The sequence below is a fragment of the Wolbachia endosymbiont (group A) of Icerya purchasi genome (genome assembly GCF_947251635.1).
Classification (GTDB): Bacteria; Pseudomonadota; Alphaproteobacteria; order Rickettsiales; family Anaplasmataceae; genus Wolbachia; species Wolbachia pipientis.
This window is the reverse complement of sequence record NZ_OX366357.1, coordinates 1,022,822-1,048,013: the sequence shown is the minus strand read 5'-3', so window position 1 is coordinate 1,048,013 and position 25,192 is coordinate 1,022,822. Positions and strand designations below refer to the sequence as shown.

General features: G+C 34.9%; 22 protein-coding genes, 1 tRNA gene and 2 pseudogenes. 7 read left to right on the top strand and 18 right to left on the bottom strand.

Going from position 1 to position 25,192, the window contains the following annotated elements; all coding sequences use genetic code 11:
- Window positions 1–27: 27 nt before the first annotated feature.
- From rpmB to OPR17_RS05485, 4 genes are read left to right on the top strand one after another with little or no spacing between them, the layout of a single operon-like run.
- Window positions 28–342, top strand: coding sequence for a 50S ribosomal protein L28 (gene rpmB / locus OPR17_RS05500; RefSeq protein WP_265021436.1), 315 nt, complete (start codon window positions 28–30; stop codon window positions 340–342).
- Window positions 335–1,198 (top strand): lipoyl synthase, encoded by an 864-nt coding sequence (lipA, locus tag OPR17_RS05495; protein WP_265021435.1) that lies wholly within the window; start codon window positions 335–337, stop codon window positions 1,196–1,198. Before rpmB ends, lipA begins: the two co-directional genes overlap by 8 nt.
- A gap of 53 nt (window positions 1,199–1,251) precedes the next feature.
- Entirely contained in the window at window positions 1,252–1,968 is a 717-nt protein-coding gene (gene ubiE, locus OPR17_RS05490; protein WP_265021434.1) for a bifunctional demethylmenaquinone methyltransferase/2-methoxy-6-polyprenyl-1,4-benzoquinol methylase UbiE, read from the top strand.
- Entirely contained in the window at window positions 1,965–3,083 is a 1,119-nt protein-coding gene (locus OPR17_RS05485; RefSeq protein ID WP_265021433.1) for an FtsW/RodA/SpoVE family cell cycle protein, read from the top strand. The genes ubiE and OPR17_RS05485 overlap by 4 nt, the downstream gene beginning before the upstream one ends.
- Window positions 3,084–3,388: 305 nt before the next feature.
- Here OPR17_RS05485 and OPR17_RS05480 read toward each other — a convergent pair whose 3' ends face one another.
- On the bottom strand, window positions 3,389–3,985 hold the full coding sequence (locus OPR17_RS05480) for a transposase (RefSeq protein ID WP_265021432.1): 597 nt from the start codon (window positions 3,983–3,985) through the stop codon (window positions 3,389–3,391).
- On the opposite strand from OPR17_RS05480, the gene OPR17_RS05475 reads away from it, so the two are divergent.
- Both OPR17_RS05475 and OPR17_RS05470 read left to right on the top strand, forming a co-directional pair.
- Complete coding sequence (locus OPR17_RS05475) at window positions 3,978–4,127, top strand: hypothetical protein (protein WP_265021431.1); 150 nt, start codon at window positions 3,978–3,980, stop codon at window positions 4,125–4,127. The genes OPR17_RS05480 and OPR17_RS05475 overlap by 8 nt on opposite strands.
- Window positions 4,090–4,953 (top strand): annotated as a pseudogene (locus OPR17_RS05470) (IS982 family transposase); the annotation flags it as partial. The gene OPR17_RS05475 and the pseudogene OPR17_RS05470, both read left to right, overlap by 38 nt.
- A gap of 315 nt (window positions 4,954–5,268) precedes the next feature.
- On the opposite strand, the gene OPR17_RS05465 reads toward OPR17_RS05470, so the two are convergent.
- The 7 genes and pseudogenes from OPR17_RS05465 to gltX all read right to left on the bottom strand — a co-directional run bounded on the left by OPR17_RS05465 (window position 5,269) and on the right by gltX (window position 12,951).
- Window positions 5,269–5,904: a hypothetical protein gene (locus OPR17_RS05465; protein ID WP_265021430.1), complete on the bottom strand. Its 636-nt coding sequence runs from the start codon at window positions 5,902–5,904 to the stop codon at window positions 5,269–5,271.
- A 128-nt stretch (window positions 5,905–6,032) separates the two neighbouring features.
- Entirely contained in the window at window positions 6,033–8,549 is a 2,517-nt protein-coding gene (leuS, locus tag OPR17_RS05460; RefSeq protein ID WP_265021429.1) for a leucine--tRNA ligase, read from the bottom strand.
- 12 nt (window positions 8,550–8,561) lie between these two features.
- Window positions 8,562–9,158, bottom strand: coding sequence for a murein hydrolase activator EnvC family protein (locus OPR17_RS05455; protein ID WP_265022179.1), 597 nt, complete (start codon window positions 9,156–9,158; stop codon window positions 8,562–8,564).
- A gap of 53 nt (window positions 9,159–9,211) precedes the next feature.
- The gene (locus tag OPR17_RS05450) at window positions 9,212–9,538 is read right to left on the bottom strand and encodes a MerR family transcriptional regulator (RefSeq protein ID WP_264703410.1); all 327 of its coding nucleotides are present in this window, start codon (window positions 9,536–9,538) and stop codon (window positions 9,212–9,214) included.
- Window positions 9,538–9,843 carry an integration host factor subunit alpha gene (locus tag OPR17_RS05445; protein ID WP_265022178.1) on the bottom strand — a complete coding sequence of 102 codons (306 nt, stop codon included), beginning with the start codon at window positions 9,841–9,843 and terminating at the stop codon, window positions 9,538–9,540. Before OPR17_RS05445 ends, OPR17_RS05450 begins: the two co-directional genes overlap by 1 nt.
- A 640-nt stretch (window positions 9,844–10,483) precedes the next feature.
- A pseudogene (locus OPR17_RS05440) lies at window positions 10,484–11,330 on the bottom strand (IS982 family transposase); the annotation flags it as partial.
- A gap of 298 nt (window positions 11,331–11,628) precedes the next feature.
- Window positions 11,629–12,951, bottom strand: coding sequence for a glutamate--tRNA ligase (gene gltX / locus OPR17_RS05435; RefSeq protein ID WP_265021428.1), 1,323 nt, complete (start codon window positions 12,949–12,951; stop codon window positions 11,629–11,631).
- Window positions 12,952–13,165: 214 nt separating this feature from the next.
- Here gltX and ligA point away from each other — a divergent pair, with 214 nt between their 5' ends.
- The gene (gene ligA / locus OPR17_RS05430; RefSeq protein WP_265021427.1) at window positions 13,166–15,163 is read left to right on the top strand and encodes an NAD-dependent DNA ligase LigA; all 1,998 of its coding nucleotides are present in this window, start codon (window positions 13,166–13,168) and stop codon (window positions 15,161–15,163) included.
- 340 nt (window positions 15,164–15,503) lie between these two features.
- Here ligA and dapA read toward each other — a convergent pair whose 3' ends face one another.
- The 10 genes from dapA to OPR17_RS05380 form a co-directional block, all read right to left on the bottom strand.
- A complete protein-coding gene (gene dapA / locus OPR17_RS05425; RefSeq protein ID WP_265021426.1) occupies window positions 15,504–16,475 on the bottom strand; it encodes a 4-hydroxy-tetrahydrodipicolinate synthase in 972 nt (323 codons plus the stop codon).
- Window positions 16,476–16,484: 9 nt separating this feature from the next.
- On the bottom strand, window positions 16,485–16,967 hold the full coding sequence (gene ssb, locus OPR17_RS05420; RefSeq protein WP_064125083.1) for a single-stranded DNA-binding protein: 483 nt from the start codon (window positions 16,965–16,967) through the stop codon (window positions 16,485–16,487).
- Between the two features lie 67 nt (window positions 16,968–17,034).
- Window positions 17,035–17,108: transfer RNA gene (locus tag OPR17_RS05415), tRNA-Arg, on the bottom strand.
- A 13-nt stretch (window positions 17,109–17,121) separates the two neighbouring features.
- Window positions 17,122–17,937, bottom strand: coding sequence for a hypothetical protein (locus tag OPR17_RS05410; RefSeq protein ID WP_065094808.1), 816 nt, complete (start codon window positions 17,935–17,937; stop codon window positions 17,122–17,124).
- Between the two features lie 4 nt (window positions 17,938–17,941).
- Complete coding sequence (locus tag OPR17_RS05405; protein ID WP_265021425.1) at window positions 17,942–18,550, bottom strand: hypothetical protein; 609 nt, start codon at window positions 18,548–18,550, stop codon at window positions 17,942–17,944.
- Window positions 18,551–18,554: 4 nt separating this feature from the next.
- Window positions 18,555–19,994: a hypothetical protein gene (locus OPR17_RS05400; RefSeq protein ID WP_265021424.1), complete on the bottom strand. Its 1,440-nt coding sequence runs from the start codon at window positions 19,992–19,994 to the stop codon at window positions 18,555–18,557.
- 360 nt (window positions 19,995–20,354) lie between these two features.
- Window positions 20,355–22,100: a type I secretion system permease/ATPase gene (locus tag OPR17_RS05395; RefSeq protein WP_265021423.1), complete on the bottom strand. Its 1,746-nt coding sequence runs from the start codon at window positions 22,098–22,100 to the stop codon at window positions 20,355–20,357.
- 690 nt (window positions 22,101–22,790) lie between these two features.
- The gene (gene lgt, locus OPR17_RS05390; RefSeq protein ID WP_265021422.1) at window positions 22,791–23,582 is read right to left on the bottom strand and encodes a prolipoprotein diacylglyceryl transferase; all 792 of its coding nucleotides are present in this window, start codon (window positions 23,580–23,582) and stop codon (window positions 22,791–22,793) included.
- A gap of 6 nt (window positions 23,583–23,588) precedes the next feature.
- Window positions 23,589–24,038 (bottom strand): SsrA-binding protein SmpB, encoded by a 450-nt coding sequence (smpB, locus tag OPR17_RS05385; protein WP_182319477.1) that lies wholly within the window; start codon window positions 24,036–24,038, stop codon window positions 23,589–23,591.
- Window positions 24,039–24,158: 120 nt separating this feature from the next.
- Complete coding sequence (locus tag OPR17_RS05380; RefSeq protein ID WP_265021421.1) at window positions 24,159–25,142, bottom strand: ankyrin repeat domain-containing protein; 984 nt, start codon at window positions 25,140–25,142, stop codon at window positions 24,159–24,161.
- Between the last annotated feature and the right edge of the window lie 50 nt (window positions 25,143–25,192).

Below are 25,192 nucleotides of genomic sequence, written 5' to 3'. Positions count from 1 at the left end.
GTACATAGAATAATTTGGTATATTGAAGTGAGTAGAGTTTGTGAATTAACAAATAGAAAAAAATCTTTTGGTAATAAGGTATCACATTCGAATCGTAAAACAAAGCGTACCTTTCTTTTAAATTTACATAAGGTTACGTTGACAAGTGATATATTGAATAAAAAGTTTAGATTTCGTGTGGCAACAAGAACTTTGAGAACTATAGATTACAAAGGTGATTTGGATGCTTTTTTGCTCAACACAAGAACGATTAAACTAAGTGAGAAAGCACAGAAGATAAAAAGAAGGTTGAAAAAAGTTTTAGTAAAGCAAGAGGTAGAGTTAGCCCTTTCAGATGCATAGTAAGCCTCCATGGCTCAGAGCAAAAGCTCCGACCGGTGAAGTATTCAATGAAACCTTAAACATCGTTAAACTGCATAACTTACATACGGTATGTGAAGAAGCTGCATGTCCAAATATTGGTGAATGTTGGAATAAACGTCACGCTACTGTGATGATTCTCGGTTCTGTTTGCACTCGTGCTTGTGCATTTTGCAACGTTGCAACTGGCATTCCTGATAAGTTAGACCCTCATGAGCCAGAAAATTCAGCAAAAGCGATAAAAAAGTTGAACTTGAAGCATGTTGTTATTACTTCTGTTGATCGTGATGATTTACCAGATGGTGGCGCAAATCAGTTTATACAGTGCATAGAAGAAATTAGAAAGATAACTTCAGAAACAACAATAGAGATTTTAACTCCTGATTTTTTAAATAAGAAAGGAGCATTTGAAGCAATTGCTGTTGCATCACCTGATGTCTATAACCACAATATTGAAACAGTGCCGAGATTGTATGCAAAAATAAGACCACGAGCTCGCTATTTTCATTCACTATATTTGCTGAAGATGGTAAAGCAGATTAATCCTAAAGTTTTCACAAAGTCGGGGCTTATGGTTGGTCTTGGAGAAACAAAAGAGGAAATACTTCAGGTTATGGACGATTTGCGCAGTGCTGAGGTTGATTTTATTACAATTGGTCAATATCTACAACCAACTCCAAAACATGCAAAACTTGATAGGTATGTTACCCCAGAAGAGTTTGAGCATTATAAATACATTGCTTACTCCAAAGGTTTCTTAGTGGTTGCATCAAGCCCACTAACTCGGTCATCATACCACGCTGAAGAAGATTTTAACAGGCTTAAGGCTTATCGTTGACATTTGTGTTAATTCAAATTAATTTTTACTAATTATAAAGGAGTTTTTACGTAATGTATACTATAAAAATCGAGAAGAAATCACAATTAGTTAAAGAGGTATTCGATTCCGTGGCAAGTCGCTACGACACCATGAATGATATAATGAGCCTCGGAATGCACAGATTGTGGAAAGATAAAATGGTAAATAGTGTGCATTTTACAAAAAACTCTAAGGTTTTAGATGTTGCTGGAGGAACTGGAGATATAGCAATAAGAATAGTAAGAAAAGAGCCAAGTGCTAAGGTTACAGTGTGCGATATAAATCAAAATATGCTAAGCAGAGGACGTGATAAAGCTATAAATTCAAACCAAATTAATTTTGATTGGGTATGTGCAAGTGCAGAAAGTTTACCATTTGAAGACTCCGAATTTGATTATTGCACAATAGCTTTTGGCATTCGAAATGTTTCTGACCGCAAGAAGGCTTTAAATGAGGCATACAGAGTACTAAAACCACATGGGAAATTTATCTGCTTAGAATTTGCCCCTATGCACTATCAAAATGAGATATTTACCAAACTTTATGACTTATATTCATTTAAAGTAATTCCTAAAATTGGCAGCATAGTTGCTAAAGACAAGAGTTCTTATGAATATTTAGTGAAGAGCATTAGAGAGTTTCCAACTCAGGCTGATTTTAAAATGGAAATTGAAGAGGTAGGCTTTAAGAATGTTGAGTTTTATAATATGAGCTATGGAATAGTGGCATTACACATTGGAACAAAATGAATATTAAACTCTGGTATAGAACGCTGGATTATTATCTCATCCTTCCAGTGTTTTTTTTGCTCACTATAAGCTTCATTCTTGTTTATTCAGCAAGCCCTGTAATTGCGCAGCGTCTTCCTCTACCACAGGATTATTTTATACGGCGCCATACAATTTATATAGTCCTGTCACTAATTACCTTGGTGACATTTTCTTTTCTCAACACAAGAACTATACTTAACCTCTCGTTCGCAGGTTTCATTTTATTTACTATTCTAGTAGCAATTGCGATAATACTTGGTATAGAGGTAAAAGGTGCGAAACGATGGTTACATATTGTCAAAATTTCTGTTCAACCATCTGAGTTCGTAAGGCCATTTTTTTCTGTTGTTATAGCTAGTATCTTGGCCAGCGAAATGAGGTTTAAAATGCGCATATCAATCATAATATTTCTGTTAGTTTTTGTGTTGTTACTTTTGCAACCTGATTTCAGTATGTCCATGCTTTTAACATATTCTTTTATTGGTCAAATGTTTATTGCATGTATACCATTTTTATACTTTCTATGCATAATAGGAATGGCCACAACTGGAACTACAATAGCTTACTTATGCCTCCCACATATAAAGCAAAGGATTTACAATTTTGTCTTTTTTACGCAGCGCGATAACTTTCAAGTCACAAAATCATTAGAAGCATTCAAAAGAGGTCAATTAACTGGAGTTGGACCTGGTGAAGGTAGCGTAAAAGCCTCTCTTCCTGATTGTCATACAGATTTTGTGTTTTCTGTTTTAGCAGAAGAATTTGGTTTGATTACGTGCTTAGCCACATTGATGTTATTTGGTATCATTTCCGCCCGCTTGCTTTACATTGCATACAGGGAAAATGAATTATTTAATCTGTTGGTGATTCTCGGTATCTCAATTCAATTCATCACACAATTCATAATAAACATAGGGGTAACATTGAGTGTTTTTCCAACCACCGGCATAACCCTGCCGTTACTTAGCTATGGTGGTTCTTCTCTTTTATCTTCGAGCATCGCACTTGGCATAATGCTGTCTTTCAGTAGAAACCAAGCTATCGCATTAAAGTTTCGTGAGCGTGTTATGCTTGGAAGACATGCTGTAGACTAATGCCATACCTTTCCCCTTTCCCCATAAGTGTTGAAAGTATCAAAAATAACGTGATATGAGATGATCAACGGCATGTAAATTACCTCCCGACAGTAAAACAATCGAACGTATAAAAGAGTCATTTAGATCCAATGTGAATTGCAGTAATGCTATTTTGAACCCATGTAGATTATTTTTGATTTTATAAACAAGAAATAACAAAGCCGTAATAATAATCATGTAAATATACACCTTCATGCCATTCATAGTATGGCTTAAAAAGTGCTTATATCCAAGATTTTGCTTTATAAATTTAAAGAACACTTCTATATCCATCTGCGCCTATATAGCTCTGTTACTTCATAAGCTGGCATTTCAAACAAGTTTGTCAAAAACCATATTTCATCTCCAATTTTATTTCTGATTTTTATTAGCCGTAGATCATGCTTTTCTGCCACTTTACCTCGTGCACGATAAAGATTAACTATTATATCTTCTAAAATCTCTGATCCATCCGATTTTTGTTCTCTTATAACTTTGTTCCTGCTTATAACATCATGTTTTCTTCCTACTTTAACTCTTGTGATAAATTTGTACTCCTTTTCATCAAATTCGGCAAAAGTTCCAACTTTTCTGATTCCTCTATCAAATAATAAAATATCCTCTTTTTCAACTTTAGCTTCATTAATTGCTCTCACTAATGCCATATCTTCACTACTTTCTTCTTGTCCTTTACAAAATCTTATACTTGTCGGCAATTGATCCTTTAATCCTACACTCACTTTAACTTGACTGTCGTTACTTTTACCGCCTATTTTTAGCCCATCTTTTATGAGATATCCCGATAAATTTATGATCGTCGAATCAAACTTATGTAAGTTATTTGATGTTTTTTGGGGTAATAGCTTTTTAATCTTGCTCATCAAATCAATATATACTCCCTTAAAATATTCTGGATTAAAGGAGAATAGAAAAGGCAGAAAACAGGGTAAACTCAGCAATTATAAAAAAATAGATGAGGTTACCCATGGAAGATATAACAAAACTGTTTTGTTTGGTCGATGATTTTTGCAGAGATATAGAGAAAAATTTTGCAGGCAAACTACTGCCAAATGGTAAAAAACCCACAAGAACAACGGAAATTGAGCACTCTGAAATCATGACAATAATCCTGCTATATCAACAATCTCCGTGTAAAAATTTCAAAACTTTCTATCTACATTACCTAACGTTGCTCTACAAATCAGAGTTTCCAAAGTTGCCTTCATATACCAGGTTTGTTGCTCTAAAGCCTAGGGTTTTGTGGCATTTAGCAATGTTGTTGCATTGGCTTTGTGGACAGTCAGAAAACACTGGAATTTCATATATAGACACAACTCCCATTGCAGTTTGTCATGCAAAAAGAATATCCAAAAACAAAGTTTTTGCTGGAATTGCAAAATTAAGCAAGAGTACTTACGGCTGGTTTTTTGGTTTCAAATTACATATGGTAATCAATGAAAATGGTGAAATTCATGCACTTACGCTAACAAAAGGCAATGTTGATGATAGGATACCTGTGCCAAATTTGACGGAAAAATTAACCGGCCTTTTGTTTGGTGACAAAGGTTATATTGCAAAAGAGCTTTTTCAGAAGCTGTTTGACCGAGGTTTGAAACTTGTTACCAAGGTGAAAAAAGGTATGAAAAATACATTAATTTCGCTAAATGAGAAGATTTTACTGAGAAAAAGGTCTATCATTGAGACTGTTTTTGGTTACCTAAAAAATAGACTAGAAATTGAACACACTCGCCATAGATCCCCTGTTGATTTCTTGGTTCATATCTTTTCTACTCTCATCTCCTATTCCATCAAATCCAAAAAGCCTTCTATTTCCTATACTTCCTTCCTTAATCCAGAATTCGCGTTTATAAAAGTTTCTTTTAGTGAGATCGCTATAATATTCCATGAGACTGCTCCTACTAATAAAAGTTTAAATTATTTTTGAAGAACTTATTCTACTGAATTCGTTACTTCGTGCTAAAATAATGGACTCCATCATTCAACAGCAATTACAGTATGTTTACCCTTTTTCTTGTTATTTTTATAATCTATAGTTAGCGTTCAAAACCGTATTCGAAAAGTATCTCATATATTTCCGGATTTTTTTAATGCTGTTTATTTCATCCTCAACATTGTCTCTACCTTTATGAACTAAGTAGCAGCATTAAAAATTATAACGTATTCCTACCTCCAGAGTTGCATCTGGTATTTGCAATTCTTTTATACCACTCAGTTGCCCGCCTGCAGTAACACCAACTGCACCAACTATCTGTGGAGTAATTTCATAATCAACACCTAACTTTAGTTTATAGGAAATAGAACTCAGTATTTTATCTACTACAGATGAACCAGCAGCTTCACCACCTGATTCTGGAGCACCTTGTGTTTCTTCTTCCTTTTCTTTTTCTTCTTGTGAACTATTGCCATCACCATCAACTGTATCACTAACACCAAAGCCAAAAGGTGTTATTTGGAGATATCCTCCTAAACCTCCGCTGACATATAGTTTAACGGGATCAATATCAAGGTCAGGATAGAAGCGGTAGTTTGCCAATAAGCTAGCTCCTATGCTCTTTAATGACTTAATATTACTGAGAACCTCAAGTTCAAATTTAGAGTTTTGGTCATAATGGTAACCAAGAACAACACCAGGTTTCATTTTAAAGCCACCACCCCAACCAGCACCAAAGTTTAAACCTGCATAGTACTTATCTTCTGACTTACTTGCACTATTACTAGCTGCACCTGCTAGAGATGAAGTAAGCAACACAGCCAAAACGCACAATCTCTTTATTTTCATATAACTCCTCATACAAAAAAATATATAATGCATAAGTATATATCCTTTATATTAAAAAAGATATAACTACATGTCAAAAAAAGTATAGCCATAAAATCAGATTATATAAAACGTACTACTCAGGTCTTTTATATAACTATATTTACTATCTTATTTGGTACAGCATATACAGTGCGAACTTTGCTTTGATCGATCTTACTGGACACAGAGTCTATCGCTATTTTCTTCAATTCTTCTTGAGGTAAGTTAATTGCCACCTTGATTGTTGTACGTAATTTTCCATTGATTTGCACTGCTATAGTTACCGTATCGTCAACTAATAATGATTCATCAGCTTTTGGCCAAGGTTGACCTCCTATTCCTTGCCATAGGCTTTCAGCTAGATGTGGTATGAATGGTTCGATTACTCTGATTAATATACATATACCTTCATCAATAAGAGATTTTCCAGTTTTTACGTCTATTTCAGCTATTAAATTCGTCATCTCACGAAATTTTGCCACTACACAGTTTAATCTGCAGTTTTCCAAGTCATCTGTAAGTCCGTGTAAGAGTTTATGAATTTTTTTTCTGTACTCTAGAAGTCCACCCGTAACACTTTCATTATCATAGTGTATATTTACAGGTCTTAGCTGCATGACCATACGCCACAATTTATTTACATAACGAGAACAACCTTCCACGCCATCATCGGACCATTCCATATCTTTCTCCGGAGGAGTGTCGGACAACACAAACAAGCGAGCAGTATCAGCACCATACTTTTCTATGATAAAATTTGGATCAACTGTGTTCTTTTTCGACTTGCTCATTTTCTCGACTTTTCCAATTTGAACCTTAGCTCCTTGTGCAATCAACTCTTTTGCTTCTTCGGGAAATAGCCACTTACCATTTTCGTCTTTATAAGTTGCATGGCAGACCATTCCTTGAGTGATTAAAGCAGAGAAAGGCTCTTTAATATCAAAATAGCCACATTTGGTTAAAGCACGGCAGAAAAATCGTGAGTAAAGCAAATGCAGAATTGCATGCTCTATCCCACCTATATAATAATCAACAGGCATAAAACGATTACATGCATCTTTGTCTATCAATTTATCTTCACTACAGAATGCAGCAAAATACCAAGAGGATTCAAAAAAGGTGTCAAACGTATCAGTTTCACGTTCTGCTTGCTTTCCGCACTTTGGACAATCAACAAATTTCCAAGTTGGGTGATTATCCAGCGGATTGCCACCACTTGTAAATTCTACATCTATTGGTAGAACTACAGGAAGGTCTTTTTCTGGCACTGGAACAGTTCCACAGTCTTTGCAATATATGATAGGTATAGGGCATCCCCAATAACGCTGCCTTGAAACTCCCCAATCGTGCAAACGATAGTTTATTGTTTTTTTGCCTATTTTTTTTTCTTCAAATTTTTTAACTATGGCTTCCTTTGCTTCACTAACCATTAATCCGTTTAAGAATTCGGAGTTAAACATTGTCCCGTCTCCAGTATACGCCTCCTTTGTCATCTGAGTAGCTTGACACTGGGATCCATTGTAAGAATTATGGTCACGCGCTGGAATGACACCCAAGTGGGCTGAAGAAATAACAGGAATTATCGGCAAATTATATTTCTGTGCAAATTCAAAGTCACGCTGATCATGTGCAGGGCAACCAAAAATCGCGCCTTCCCCATATTCCATCAACACAAAATTCGCTATGTAAAGCGGCAATTCCTTATCAAGAAATGGATGTTTGACGTTTAATCCGGTGTAAACTCCTATTTTTTCATCGTTCTCTCTTTTCGATTTTATTTCTTGGATCCCAGTGTCAAGCACTGGGATGACAACAGAAGAACCATTCTTTAAATCCTGCACAATAGGATGCTCTGCTGCCACTGCACAAAAAGAAGCCCCAAACAAAGTATGAGGATAAGTTGTAAAAACTTTTAATTTCTTATTCAGGCCAACTACTTCAAACTCTATAGTTGCTCCTTCAGATTTTCCTATCCAACGCTCCTGCATTGTTTTGACTTTTTCTGGCCAATTTTTCAAACTTTGCAGGCACTTGAGTAAATCTTCAACGAAATCAGTAATCTTTAAAAACCATTGGGACAACTTACGTTTTTCAACAACTGCACCTGATCGCCATCCTTTTCCATCAACCACCTGTTCATTTGCAAGCACTGTTTGGTCCACTGGATCCCAGTTAACCCATGATTCTTTTCGATAGGCAAGCCCATGCTTTAAAAAATCCAGGAAAAATTTTTGTTCGTGTTTGTAATAATCAGGCTCACATGTGGAGAGTTCACGCTCCCAATTATAAGAAAGACCTATAGATTTCAACTGTGTACGCATATTATCTATATTCTCTTTTGTCCATGTTTCGGGGCTAATATTGTTATCCCTTGCTGCATTCTCAGCTGGTAATCCAAACGCATCCCAGCCAATTGGATGCAAAACCTCAAATCCACGAGCTCTCTTGTAACGCGCTATCACATCCCCTATTGCATAGTTACGTAAGTGCCCCATATGAATTTTACCAGATGGATATGGAAACATCTCCAATACGTAACATTTCTCTTGTTTACTACTCTTGCTTACAGACAAATCCCATTTATTTTGATAAAATTTTTCAACATTTTTAAAATCATATTTCATATAAATCCAAATTTAATCACAGTTTGTGTGCGCCAAAGGATCAACCGCTTGGCCGTTATGTCGTATTGTGAAACACATCTGCGGATCTTTATCTTGTGTGCTCGATTTACCTGCAGATCCAATTACTTGACCTTGCTTTACTTTATCACCAATTTCAACATGTATGCTTTTTAAATAGGAGTACACAGTCATGTAATTATCTTTGTGTTCCACTATAATTAAATTTCCATACCATCTCAACCCTTTGCCTACATATATCACTTTGCCGGGTGCAGAGGCAACTACATTCGTTCCATTTTGAGCAGCAATTTTTATGCCATCCTTACACGTTTCATCAGAAGAGGTAGCTGAACCTTTAACTGGTATTACAAATTTACAATTTACCTCCATGTCTTGTGCATTATTGTTATCTCTGTATATCCTATTTATGATGGCTTTTCTACTTTCTTTTTGCACTGAAGGCTCCCTAATTAAATGGTACTCTCTTGTATATTCCAGATCTCTTTTTCCGTAAAATTCTTCGCCTTTAAGCAGCACAGGTGCAGGTTTTTGCAGGCCACAGCCTATTAATATTGCTAATAACATAAGAAATGAGGCTGTATGCCACATTTTAGATATATCGATTTTCACAAAACTCCAAAACTTTAGCGAGACGTAGTGTTTCACGTCTGCTTATTACTTTCCTCGTTATTTATTCTACTAGTTAAATAGTCTCTTAAATCGGTAAGTTCTTGCAACAAATTCTTTGTGACTTTTATATCATTACCAAATTCTTTTTGCACTCCTTTTATTGTATATCCTTTATCATATAGCATGTATTTTACTTTCTTTATGGCCTCTATACACTTACGATCATATAGCCTTCTTCCTTTACGCTTTGTAGGCTTAATTTGATGAAATTGACCTTCCCAAAATCTCAAAACATGCTGTTCCAAATGTAGCTCTTCAGCTACTTCCCCAATCGTATAAAATAATTTTTCCTTGTTCATTAATTATTGATTGATTTTTTTATAATTTTTGAAGGCCTAAAAGAAACTGAATTTCTTGCCTGAATCATCACTTTCTCCGATGTATTTGGTATATTTCCTGGCCTTTCCTTCTTTTTTTTGACCAAGAATGTTCCAAATGACGATATTTTCACTATTCCATCCTTTGCCAAGCTCGTCTTTATTTCGTCCAATATATCATCTATTATCGAAGCAGAGTCTTCCTTTGATAATCCTATTTCTTGGTTTATATTTTCAGCTATTGTTGCCTTAGTTACTGCTGTGTCTTTTGTTATAACATGATCCATAATTGAGTAAGTATTGCAATATGTAAACACAATATAGCAACTGACTTAAGGTTCAGCTACTTTATTTTTTAGGGTATGTCTCTTTTGTAGCATAATTTAAAATACTAGCAACTGCCAACATTGCAAATATCGCAAAAAGCGCCATTTTATGATCTGTAAAAAGTGCTAACATTGACACTACAATTCCGCTGACAACAAACATAAACCCATTGATAATGGATGATGATGTACTAATATATTTTCGTTTCACAATCTCGCTGCCAACAGTAAAATTAAGCATATGTCCTCCCGCAAAAAACCCGAACATTAACATACAAAAGTACACAACGTGGACTGTTAAATGGCTGCATAGTAAAATAATAATTGAGGCGCCTTGCAATAAAGCAAAAGCAGAAATTACATGCCTTCTATTTTTAAATAGGATTGAGATTCGATCTGCAATTGGAGCACCAACTGCAAGACCAAGCCATAGTATTGCAGTTGCTACACCTGACTCCATTGCATCGAGTTCTGAATTGCTCAGTAACCTTGGAGCCCACAAGGTATTAAGTGCTAAAAATGTTCCAAAAGTAATAGCACCTACCACTGAAGTTATCCAGATATCTCTTAATTTTAGCACTGTTAACGCGAATTCTGGATTAAGGAAGGAAGTATAGGAAATAGAAGGCTTTTTGGATTTGATGGAATAGGAGATGAGAGTAGAAAAGATATGAACCAAGAAATCAACAGGGGATCTATGGCGAGTGTGTTCAATTTCTAGTCTATTTTTTAGGTAACATAGACCTTTTTCTCAGTAAAATCTTCTCATTTAGCGAAATTAATGTATTTTTCATACCTTTTTTCACCTTGGTAACAAGTTTCAAACCTCGGTCAAACAGCTTCTGAAAAAGCTCTTTTGCAATATAACCTTTGTCACCAAACAAAAGGCCGGTTAATTTTTCCGTCAAATTTGGCACAGGTATCCTATCATCAACATTGTCTTTTGTTAGCGTAAGTGCATGAATTTCACCATTTTCATTGATTACCATATGTAATTTGAAACCAAAAAACCAGCCGTAAGTACTCTTGCTTAATTTTGCAATTCCAGCAAAAACTTTGTTTTTGGATATTCTTTTTGCATGACAAACTGCAATGGGAGTTGTGTCTATATATGAAATTCCAGTGTTTTCTGACTGTCCACAAAGCCAATGCAACAACATTGCTAAATGCCACAAAACCCTAGGCTTTAGAGCAACAAACCTGGTATATGAAGGCAACTTTGGAAACTCTGATTTGTAGAGCAACGTTAGGTAATGTAGATAGAAAGTTTTGAAATTTTTACACGGAGATTGTTGATATAGCAGGATTATTGTCATGATTTCAGAGTGCTCAATTTCCGTTGTTCTTGTGGGTTTTTTACCATTTGGCAGTAGTTTGCCTGCAAAATTTTTCTCTATATCTCTGCAAAAATCATCGACCAAACAAAACAGTTTTGTTATATCTTCCATGGGTAACCTCATCTATTTTTTTATAATTGCTGAGTTTACCCTGTTTTCTGCCTTTTCTATTCTCCTTTAATCCAGAATTCGCGTTACAAGTATAACAATTAAAGTCTGGATTCCAGTGTCAAGCACTGGAATGACACCGTCTTGGATGGAAACCAGTGTCGGCTACTTGGATGACATCATAGGGGTGCTGGAGTGACACCATGACAATCGTCATCCCGCTGCTTGTTAGCGGCTAAGGGATACCGCGAATGAATCGCGGTATGACGTAGGGATTGCATTAGCTATAATTCTTTAGTTTTCACTTTTCTTTTAACCTTGCAATGATATTTTCTTTGCCGATAAAAATTAATAGTTTAGCGAGCTCTGGTCCTGTTTCTGTTCCTGTTAAAGCTGAACGCAACTGCGTAAATAGGTTTTTTGCCTTTATATCCACTGTTTGTCGAATAGTTTTGACCCATTCTGACAACGTGTTTTCATTACAATCACCTTGGGGCAATGCATTGAACGCAATTTTTATAAGCTCCTTATCAAGAATCACAGGCTCTATATCAGATTTGCATATTTTCCACCACTTGGCCACCTCAGAAAACCTTTCTATATTGTTCCTTATAAAATACCAAAACTCTGAGGAGTCCACTCCAATTTGATTTAAACGGTCTTGCACCATTTCAAATGGCATTTGTTGCAGAACTTTGCTATTTAGCTTATATATTTCACTCAAGCTGAATTGTACAGATGCTGAGCTAAATTTTTTAATGTCAAATGAGTCAATTAAAGACTGTATGTCAACATAAGCTTCTATCGGATCAGATGTTCCGAGCTTCACTAAATAGCTAGTTAGCGCCATTGGTTCAATTTCATCTTCTCTTATGGACTTGATATCCAGCCCGCCTTTCCGTTTCGATATCTTGCTATCACCAAAATGTAGTAGAGAAAGGTGAGCAAATGTAGGGATTTTCGCTTTTAATGCTTTAATCATTTGGATCTGAACTGCGGTATTAGTTACATGATCTTCCCCGCGTACAATATGAGTTACATTAAAGTCAACATCATCGATAGCAGAAGGTAACATGTATGTGTAAATTCCATCTTCTCTTTTTACCACAGGGTCGCTGACGCTACTGGTTGCAATATTTATTTCACCTTTAACTTCATCATTCCATTTTACAACTTCATTTCTATCCAATTTAAATCTAAAATGTGGTCTTCGTCCTTCTTGCTCATAACGAATTTTCTCTTGCTCAGTTAGAAGTAATGCGCTTCTGTCATATACCGGGGGAAGTCCTTGTTTTAACTGCAATTTTCGTTTAATGTCTAACTCTTCTCTTGTTTCATAGCATGCATAAATATGCCCTTCTTTTATTAACTGCAAAAACACCTCATTGTAACGCTCAAAGCGCTCTGATTGCTTGAAACTTGCATCCCAATCTATGCCAATCCATTTTAGGTCTTCTATGATATTATTTATATATTTGACATCTGAACGCTGAAGGTCAGTATCATCAAAACGGAGTAAAAATTTTCCATTTTGATTGCGTGTGTACATCCAACAAACCAAAGCAGTTCGTACGTTTCCTACGTGGAGGTAGCCAGTTGGGCTTGGAGCGAATCTTGTTAGCATTTAAATAGCAATATTGTTTACTCTAATTTATTTTAATTTTATATAAACATATGGCTAAAGCAAGTGAGATCTGCTAATACAATTGAGCAAGAGAAGAATAAGTATGGCTATAGCATTGTGGCACCTTTGATATTTGATGGATTAAGACCATATGATAAATTCAAGAAAATTCACAACTTGACGACAAAGGCTAATGTAGCATTATATTGGTATCATGACTAACTTAAAAAAGATGAGAGAAAAACTGCAAGATCAAATAAATTATCATAATGTTTTGTATCACCAAAAAAATAAGCCAGAAATAAGTGATGCTGAATATGATGAACTGAAGAAAAAGTTAGCTGAAATAGAGGCACAACTTCCAGAAGCTTATGCAACACAAGATAGTGTTGGTGCTTCACCTGATGAGAGGTTTTCTAAGGTGGAACATCAAGAACCTATGCTTTCCCTTGAGAATGCTTATGATGAACAAGGTGTAGAGAAATTTTTGTCTAAAATAAAGAGGTTTTTAATTGAGGACAAAATAGAGATATTATGTGAGCCAAAAATTGATGGGTTGTCGTTTTCTGCAATTTATGAGGATGGAAGATTTGTTAAAGCTGCAACTCGAGGCGACGGTTTTGTAGGAGAAGATGTCACTCACAATGTTGCAACAATAAAAGGCTTTCCTAAGTTTTTGCAAGGTGTGCAAGGAAGACTAGAAGTAAGAGGTGAAATATACATCAGTAACAGCGACTTTTTAAAGTTAAATGAAAACGATGAATTTGCCAATCCTCGAAATGCAGCTGCTGGTTCTCTGAAGCAATTGGATGCAAACATTACAGCAAGTAGACCACTTAGATATTTTGCTTATTCTTTGATTGGTGGAACAGAGAAAAGTCAAAGTGAAATACTAAATAAGCTTGAGGCACTTGGTTTTTGCGTAAATGAGCATCAGTCCTTAACGAGTAGTTTGGATGGAATGCTGAAGTTCTATAACGAGATTTATAATTGTCGCTATAACTTGGATTATGATATTGATGGAATAGTCTATAAAGTAAATGATTTGGTACTACAAAATCGTCTAGGGAATACTCACAAAGCACCGCGCTCAGCACTTGCATACAAGTTTTCTGCGGTTTATGCAAAAACAAAGTTAAATAAGATATTTATACAGGTGGGTAGAACAGGAGTTTTAACTCCAGTTGCAGATTTAGCGCCAGTCAATATTGGTGGGGTGCTAGTTAGTAGAGCAAGTCTGCATAACCAAGATGAGATAAAACGTAAAGACATAAGAGAGGGAGATATTGTAACAATCAAAAGGGCAGGAGATGTAATTCCCCAGATCATTGAAGTAAGCAGAGATTCTCGTCTTCCAAATACACCTGAATTTGTATTTCCTGAAGTATGCCCTGAATGTGGTAGTAAAGTACGTCAGGTTGAGGGAGAGGCGGCAGTAAGATGTCCTGAGGAATTTGCCTGTAAAGCTCAAATAATAGAAAAACTAAAGCATTTTGTATCGAAAGATGCATTTGACATTGTTGGCCTTGGTGATAAGCAGATAGAGTTTTTTTACGACCTTGGTCTGATAAAACAAATCCATGATATTTTTACTTTAGAAGAAAAATTGGATGAATTTAATCTGGAAGAACAGTCTGGTTGGGGCAAGAAATCAATAGCTAATTTGTTAAATTCTATACAAAGCAGAAGGGTAATAACTCTAGATAGGTTTATATTTTCTTTAGGTATTAGATTTATTGGCCAAGTTGCAGCAGAATTGCTTGCAGATTATTATGTTTCTTATGATAATTGGTATAATTCGATGATTGAACTGTCATCAGATAATACTGAGCTAGTCAGTATAGACGGCATAGGAAAAAAAGTGGCTGAATCTTTGGAATCATTTTTTTCTAAGGAACATAACATCAAAATGTTAAATGATCTTACTGCTTGTCTTCAAATTCTTCCTGCGAGCTCCAACTCTAGTGACTCTGTTTTAAATAATAAAATTATAGTGTTTACTGGTAAGCTACTTGCCATGAGTAGAGGGGAGGCAAAAGTAAGAGCCAAAACTCTGGGAGCAAAGGTCAGCTCACATCTTTCTGCTAAAACTGACTACCTAATTGCAGGAGAAAAACCAGGATCCAAATATAAAAAGGCAGTGGAATTAGGTGTAGAAATTTTAGATGAAGACCAGTGGCATAAAGTGATAAGTTTGGGAGTGTTCAAATGATACTTGGATGTATCCGTTCAGGATAGCGGCAAGACCATAGAGTAAAAGTGAGTTTACAACAAATGGTGTCATGCAAGTAGCTGACACTGGAATTCAAGCACTGGGATGACACCGTCATAAAGGAACCAGTGTCAAGCTACTTTCATGACATCGTTTACTATAGCTAAACTGACTTAGATTTACCGACAATTTGAAAAACGACAAATTCGTCATTCCGCTACTAGTTAGCGGAATCTATGCCGAGATACCGCGAATAAATCGCGGTATGACGTAGAAAAACCTTTCTTGGGTTAGCTATATGTGATATCGTACCATATTGCAGTGTTCGTACAGTTGTGGGTCAAGCCATAGGATGACAACAATGATTAACTTTCTCCAAATTTAGAATTATTTCGGTTGCTTTTTTTATCTCATCAACAGACGGCAAGTCTTCTGTGCTGAGCGGTAGGCGGACAGTTTGATGTTCTATAAGACCAATATCATGCAAAAGTGCTTTAGTAGGTATTGGGTTGCTGGCAGTAAATAACGCTTCGCAAGCCTGTTGCCAGATATCTGTTGAACTTTTCATGTCATTTCCTGTCATTTGAACAGGTTTCCTTCTGGATTCCAGCGTCACGCGCTGGAATGACAGTGAAGAGAGTTCGTCGTTCAGACATTGCTTAACGTATTCATGCGCTATGCGTGGCCAAACATTGGCAGCAACGGAAACCAGGCCAGCCGCACCATAAGCGGCCATATCAGATGTCATATTATCATCTCCGCAAAAGACCTCGATATTTGGTGCAACTTTCTTATACTGAGTTAAAGTATCAACAGTGCCACTTGAATCTTTGATAGCCCAAAATTTTTCGTGACTGGATAAGTTGCGTACAGTTTCAGCGTGAAGACTCACTCCTGCTCTCGATGGAATATTGTAAAACATAGCCGGCACATGTGCTTTTTTAAGTAGCTTTTCAAACCATAAAGTCTGCCCCATAATTCCGGGCTTTGCATAAATGGGAGTTGTCATTAGATAGCCGTGAATAGGCATACCCTTGCAAAAATCAAGCCATTCAAGAGTCTGATATAGATTCACTCCTGGTACGCCAATTATAATTTTCGTATTTAATTTTAGCTTACATACGAATTCAACTAATGTACGCTTTTCAGAATCAGTAAGCGATAGGCTCTCACCTGTGCTACCTAGCAACACTACGCCATTTTCAGCTTTAACTTGCATTGTCAGTAAACGCTGCAAACTGCTATAATCTATGCTATCCCCATTGCAATTAAAAGGAGTAACACAAGCAGTCCATAAAAATGTAGATTTCAATTTAAATTGTTAAAATGGTATTTCATCGTCGAGTAGTTCATCTTTTATATCGTTGTCAAAACTTTCGTGTTTATCTTTTTGTTCTGTTTCACCTTGTTTGTATTCACTTGGCTTGTAATCAGGATTTGGCGCACTATTTCGTGAATCCAAGAGAGTAAGAGCGCTATTAAAATTATATAGAACCACCTCTGTTGTGTATCTTTCACTACCGTTTTGGTCAGTCCATTTTCTAGTTCTCAAAGAACCTTCAACATAAACTTTACTGCCTTTACGTGCAAAATCTTTGACGATTTTTACTAATCCTTCACTAAAAATTACGATATTATGCCACTCTGTCTTTTCAGAGCGCATACCGGAAAGTTTGTCAGTCCAACTTTCAGATGTGGCTATTGAAAAACTTGCCATTTCTTTTCCATTTTGTGTAGTCCTAATTTCAGGATCTTTTCCTAAATTACCAACTAGTATGACTTTGTTTATGGTACCACCAGACATAATTATGTTCTAAATAAATCCCTTTATTATCTTATATGAAAGTACTATTGTCAAATTTAATTAAAAGTGCGCTTGGAGGGATTCGAACCCACGGCCTTTGCCTCCGGAGGGCAACGCTCTATCCAACTGAGCTACAAGCGCATATATATTTAAGTTATTTAATAGATAAGCCATCCAAGTCAAATTTTTGTTTTGGATAAAGCGTAAACATAATACTCCCATATCCAAAATATACATTTTGAGAATCATTCGCATGCTTTTTTATTGCTTTTTGATCTACGGTCCATACAAAAGTTACATAATTTTCAGTGACTGAGTGCACTTTTAAATCCTTAGTATTTATAAACAGTTTTCCATTTACCCATATTTTCCATGTATCGGGAGAAAGATATAAAATTGAGTCTAAACTCACTACCTTACAGTTGAAATTATCTGATACCTCCTCTTTTACAGCTCTTGAAGATCGTAAATTGAACTTTTCCATTTCATTGACCATTCTATTAACTGGCTCTTCATCAAAAAAAATGCTTTTTACGTTACTATATTGTGACAAAACGTCAAAGTCACTTTCCACTGCTTCTCTTATTATATCGTCCCGATCTGTATAGCTTAGTTTTTGATTGTTGATAAAGAAACACTCTTTTGCACGCAAATTTGCTATATCAATAAAATCGTCGATTTCTTGATTGCCAACTTTAAGAATACTTTCAAAATATCTTTTTTCTATCATCATTCCATACTGAGAATGATGACAAACCATTTCATCATTACCTTGTTTTTCTATATATACGCATAAATTTCCACTATTTAATCCTAATATTTTATGCTCAATAAAATCTTCATTGCCAATATATTGTCGGCAAGAATACTCCTTACAAATTTCTATGCTTTCTATGATATCTTCACAACTGCAATATGCATTAACATTGGAAATGAGTAGCGTAAAAATAAAAAACAGCTTTATGTTCATCACCTTATCTACTTAATATAGCATACCAATCAAAGACTATATTAGCTCTCACTATCTCTATCATATTACCATTCAAAATCTGATTCATAGTTGCAGCATCAATATTTCTCTGCTTATTTAAAATAAGAGATTTGATCATAACATAACCGGGCAGATTTGGAATAGACTGTAGAAATAAAAAAATATGCTTATCGCTGATTGAGCTTAAATTTAGGACCACTTCACTTTTTATTACTTTTGTGCGTTCACTTTTGTTGTGGAGCTCAACTTCTTCGGGTATAGAAATTGATATTTCAGGTTCTAATATATAGTACTTTTTATATAACTTGCTAAGCTCGAAATTTAAATTTGCAATGTATCTGCTACTGTGTAAATTTGAAGAAGAAATTTTTTTCCATAAATCTAGGTTTTTATTTAGAACAACTTCCTTTTTTTGAATTCCAGTAATCTGTAAATTAATAGAACGTATTTTATCAATCGCAATTTGGTTTTTATTATAAATCTTTTCGTTATAGATAACAACATATGTTAATAACCCTATTAATCCAACAGATAATAACAAATACGATATAAACTGAATTGTAGCTTTTCTTTTTAATTGAGAGATAGTCATTAATCTACATTGCCTCTCCTATTTCAACATCAATAGATAGATTTTGCTCTTTAGCAGCAGGTAAGCTAGAAATATTAATGTCATAGGTACGAAAATTATCGTTTAAATTTTTTCGTAGTTTCTCGTATTGATGAGAAATATTTTTACCGGATTGAAAATTAAACTTTAAAGTTGTGGTAATATAACTTTTTGCCTCATTATAATTCCATTCAAATGATCGAAGCTCTATACCTGGTATTTTTAACTTTTCTACATACTTAACTTGTGTAAGAGGAGAGTATTCTATTTTTGATAAAATATTATTGATATTAATAAAATCATAAATTTCATCTATTTTTTTTACATTATAGCTTTGGCTAAGTTTTGTTAATTGGTTATTTAAGGTGTTCTGCTTTGCTGATAAATTATCAGCGACATTGAAATTTGAATACAAATTTAGCAAACAAAGGGTATTTATTATAACTAAAACCAGGGCGAAGTATAGAAAAATTCGAGGAGAGTTTAAATAAAGGTAATTGAATAGATAAAATTCTTTAGTTTCCTTTGTATTAAAAATAGCTGCTAATTTATTCTTAAAGCTATGAAACAAAATTATGGTATCGCAAAAGTTATCTTTTTCACTTATAGCTAGTTCTGCTCCTAATAGTTTGCCTAACTCATATGGAGTTAATATGTTCACACTGTTCTCTGAAAAATTTATGACTGATAAACTAGCTTTAATATCTTCTGACACTATGATAAAAAGGTCGATAGGGTTATTTTTTTCAAACCCAAACTTAGTTAAGGATCGAATAGTATCTTGCACTTCCTGATATATTCCACCAGAGATAATTCCTGGTAAATTATCATTAGTAAATGATGTTAAACGCGTAAATACCATTTTATTCTCTTTAAGAACCACTTGTCTATAGCCTCCCGTTTTAGTTGCTGCAACTATAATTTTCCAATTATTAGGATCTTTATGTAGAATCTTTTTTGTTATATTACTTATTTCTATAGGAAACATTAATATTCCCTTAAAGTTGGAGCCTATCTCAATAAACACATTCAACCAATATTCTACTAAATGCTTTGCTTCTGATGAAACAAGAAGATAGCACCAGTTTTGATTGAATTTGTTTGGCTTCTCAACCAAAAAAACTGAACTTATGTCATTATTACGAGAAAAATGCTCCATCTTTGTTTTTGCTGATAGATAGGCACTAATCTTGTTTGCCCTTGTAATAAACTGTAGCGAGTAATTTTGATCTGCATGATTAAGCACCAGGTATAAAGGTGCTTTTTTATCTGACGAAAGACATGAAATTAAATCGGAAACTGCTTTATCGTTTTTGCCCTTAACAAAATACCTTTTATTTAAAGTATTATTTTTAAAATATAGTAACATTATGCCTTCTTCTCCAATAGAAAGCATAAACTTACTTTTGGATTTTGAACTAAACATATTAACAAAGCATATACTTATCTAGAATTAAAAAGGCAATTTATTGAAATTCATTAAACGTTAGAGGGAAATATTGTTATAAATTTTCGCAGCAACATTATTTATATTATAATTTTTTATAAAATTACCACTAATATTAAGTTATTTAGATAACAAATTAAGAAAATTCATTAAGAAGAGTTTGTTGTTTTTCAAATTGTAGGTAAACCTAACCCACTTTAGCTATATCTGCCGATTGACTTTAATTAATAAGAGTTATTAATCGATTTACTATTCTTGTAATATTATTTCTAATGGTAAAGAAATATATATTTTTCTGGAACAGTTGTTATTTCAGATACAGAATTTATTGTAAGTAAACTAACCGTTTGCTGAAGAGCGCTCATCTTCTGTGGTACTTGATGATGGAGCAACTAATTTGCTCAAAATCTCATCTTTTGGTCCCATAGCGTAAATGACACCATCTGACATGAGGATCACCTTATCAACTACGGACAATAACGGTAGCTTGTGAGTGATGATAACAGTAGTAGTATTTTGTTTTCTTGCAATGCCAATTGCATTAATTAAGCATGCCTCTCCATTGCTATCTAAGTTAGCGTTTGGTTCATCAAGTACTAAAAGTTTTGTGTGACCGTAAAAAGCTCTGGCAAGTCCAAGAAGCTGTTTTTGGCCGCCAGAGAGCGTTACCCCTCCAGGACCTCCTATTGTTGTATCATATCCATTTGGTAAGCTTAGTATTAGTTCATGTATCCCTGCAATTTTTGCTGCTTTGATTATTTCTTCAGGATTTGGATCTGGCCTCATGCGAGCAATATTAGCTTTGACACTAGTGTTAAATAACTCAATATCCTGAGGTAAGTAGCCAACATAATTACCAAAATTTTCTCGATTCCAAGTATATACATCAGCGCCATCTAGTCTAACTACACCAGATATTGGCTTCCATACACCAACAGTTAATTTTGCGATAGTGGATTTACCAGAAGCACTTGCACCAATCACACCAACTACGTCCCCTGGTTCTATTACAAATGATATTCCTTTTACTGTCGGCTTATTGCTTCCATAAGGAGTAAAAAATACTCTATCAAATTCCAATTTTCCTTCAGGTTCTGGTAGAGCCATCGTTTGCTCTCTTTTTGGCGATGTTAATATAAGTCTTTGTAGCCTTCCATATGACATTCTAGCATGATTTAAAAACTTCCAAGTATGAACCGCAGCATCAAATGGTGCTAATACTCTACCCATTAAAATTGAAGCAGCGATGATGCTACCGGCAGTCTTATGAGCTGTGGTTGCAAGTAATGCACCTGTTCCAATCACTGATATTTGCAGAGTTGAGCGCAAAAATTTAGTGATTCCAGTAATTACATTAGAGCGATTTTGTGCTTTAATTTGCATTGCTCGGTTCTGATCATTTCGTTTACACCAATCAGAGACTATGAATTCTGACATGCCCATAGCTTCAACCACTTCTGCATTTCTTGTTGCAACATCTATAGCATTGATATTCCGTATAGTTTCTTCGTTGGTTTCTTGTAATATTCGTTTAGTGGCAAGTTCATTCCATATTGCCATAGAGACTAATATGATGATTCCAGTAATAGCTATGAACCCCGTGGAGGTATGTATCATGAAAATCACAACAAGGTAAATTAACGACCATGGAGTATCAAACAGTGAGAATATGCCATTTCCTGTAATGAAATTTTTTATCACTCCGAGATCTCGTATTGCTTCACCACTTGAAGTTGAGCTCTGCACTGATGTTAATCTAATTGACCTTACTATCAAATCTGGTGTTGCAGTTTTATCGATCCAATCACCTATTTTCGCCATGGCTAAATATCGACAAGTTTCAAGCATTGCAGAACATGCAAATGCAGATAAAGTGATAATTGTCAGCATAGTTAGTGTTGATACACTTTCGCTCGATATCACCCGATCAAGCACTTGAGAGGTATAAAGTGGTAGGAATAACATTAATAAATTGATTCCCGCACTAAACCAAAAGATAAACCAAAATGCACTTTTGCATTTTTCTAGGCAAATATATAGAGTACTTTGCTTCAATTCTTTTTTTATTGATGGCGTAATTTCCACAATCTTCCTCTTAATTTGATTACATGCACCATATACAATTTTTATTACAAAAATATTAATAACGGTAGTTAGCTTACTTTAAGTGAGTAAAATATTAATATATGTGAATAGGAAATATAAACAATGGTAAAAAGAAGTATAGTTGATATTTCCTTCGTTGCCTATAGCGAAGCTACGTCATACCGCGATTCATTCTATAGCTGTACGAACATTCATTTTTGAAGGTAAACTGCACAGCAAATGGTGTCATGAAAGTAGCTGACACTGGGATGGCTTTGTTGCATCGCTACTTATGAAAGGCTAACTATAATTAGGATTATAAGCAACTTATTGAAAATCTTGTTTTTTTGCAATCAATCTGATCAAATTTAAGAATAGTAATTTGTTATTTATATTAATAAATTTAATTCTATTGAAAATAGCTAAAGCATTGAAATTCTTGAATTTTAGCCGGATTAGTGAGTGATAGTGAAATTTCTTTTACTCAAATTTAGGTATTCACTGACCGTTCTTGTTGTAAATACCAGAATAATAAGCTACTGATATTCTCCACCTTTTTTATCTTTAATCCATCATAGCTAGCGATGCAACAAAGCCCACCGATTCATTCTACTGCAACGCAGAAAATTCGTACAATTGTGCATAATGTGGGGCTTCTGGCTACATTTTTCTATTGAACTCACCTTTTCTCTATGTGACAGATTTCGTATTAAATTTTAAATTTAATGCGCCTAGATATACAAGCATTCCTAGCAAAACCATAGGTATAGAAAGCAACTGCCCCATAGTTAAATCAAGCCACAAATAGCCAATTTGATAGTCTGGTTCGCGAAAAAACTCAACGAAAAAACGTGCTATTCCATACCACATAACTGCAATACCAGTTAACGCACCGTGATACAGTCTTATTCTAGTTAAGAAAAACAGTGAATTTGCAACTGCAAAAAGTAGCAGTCCTTCAAAAAGTGCCTCATAAAGCTGGCTTGGATGACGCAGCAAATTATCACCACTCTCTGGAAATACCATACCCCATGGCATAGTTGTAACTCTGCCAAATAACTCTCCGTTTATAAAATTGCCTATGCGACCTAAAAATAAACCTATGGAAACTCCGCAAGAAACTAGGTCCAGTGCATAAAATATAGGAATGTTATGTCTTCTGCAGGAGATTATTACTGCAAGCAAAACTCCTATAGCACCGCCATGAAATGACATCCCTCCTTCCCAGGTCTTCAATATCTCGATAGGGTTGCTTATATAAAGAACTGGATCATATATCAATACGTAGCCAAGTCTACCTCCAAGGATAATACCTACAATAGTGGCTGTTAATAACGAATCGTAAAAATTCTTAGTAAATATTTTTTGGTCATCTAGCTTATGTAAATACCAATATGCAAACACTATACCTAAAACATATGCTAAAGAATACCAATATATAGAAACAGGACCGATGCTGAAAATTACTGGATTTAAAGACATATTTTGCTATAAATTATTTTTAGACAATCTACTTTTTTCACGATCCCACTCTCTCTGTTTTATAGTTGCTCTCTTATCGTAGAGTTTTTTTCCTTTTACAATGGCAATTTTAGTTTTTGCCAATCCTTTATCGTTAAAATAGACCGAAAGCGGCACAACAGTTATCCCAGCAGTCTTGATTTGACCAATTAGTTTATTTATCTCCTTTTTATGCAAGAGTAATTTACGTTCCCTTTTTGGTTTATGATTTTTTCGGTTCGCAGCTTTATATTCTGCAATATGCATATTGTGCAGCCATACTTCGCTATTCTTTTCAACAACGTAGGCGTCGGAAATATTTACTTTTCTTTCTCTTAGCGATTTAACTTCACTGCTTAATAAGACCATACCCGCTTCAAATTCTTCTAAAATGAAATATTCAAACCTTGCTTTCCTATTTTCTGCAATAACTTCCATATCTAAAGAGATCTTTAAGCTTCAATATATTACAGAGTTTTTGACTTAATTGATAATAAAACAGTTATCCCAATAAATATAAGGTGCCAGGCTAGTCTGATAGCAACAGGATAACAAAAATCAAGTAAGTGCTTTTTCTGTCTCTCTAGACACAAGTTCCTGCTTTACTTCTTTCATTTTAGTTTTAGGCTTTGACATTATATATTGACCAGCACCAACTATGAGCGCAGATCCTGCAGCTAGCCCAATTATTGCTGGTACAGATAGGGCAGTAGCAAATGCAAGTGCAACACCAACTATCACTGCAGTTACAAAACACACAACAACACCTTTTACAATTGCATTTTTTGCAGACTGTTCTTTTTCTTTCATAATTGCATTTTTTCCAATTTGTTTTTCTTCCTTTTTCTCTGGAAGCTGCATTACATCTTTATTTTCAGTAAGATCCTTTGGCGTTTTTTTATTCTCATTTTTTAACGTTTGCTTTTTTTCCGCTTCCTCTAAAAGCTGAATTATACCTTGATCTTTAGTGAGGTCTCTTGGCGTTTTTCCATCAACATCTTTTAATGAAGGGTCTGCTTCAGTGTGTAGCAGAACTTCCACCACTTTTATTTTGCCATTTTCAGCAGCAAGATGTAAAGGAGTACGTCTATCACCATTGTTTGCATTAACCTCTGCTCCTTTTCCAATTAGAGTGTTTACTACATTTTCGTGGTTCTTTTCAACAGCAAAATGTAAAGGAGTAATTTTATTATCATGTTCTGCATTAATATCTGCCCCTTTTTCAATCAGAGCTTTTGCTACATTTGCACAGTTCCAATAAGAAGCAAGATGTAACAATTTGACTTCCTGAGAATTTTGACCACGAGATATAGTAAATATGTAATTTATGCCAGACCCACTATCGTTGTCAGGTTTACTCTTTTCCCACTCTTGACATAAATCTGGATCTTCTTCTTGTAACTTAGCTTTTATTTTTTCAACTATATTGTCCTTGCTCAAATCTGAAAGGTCATTTATTTTTTTTAATATTTCCATAAATTTGTCATATTCCATAACTTCCTCACTCAAAATACATAACCTAATTGTTATATCTTTTAACATAGAAGTCAAGAACCTAAATATTCGTTATTATCTTTCCTTAAAGAGTCATT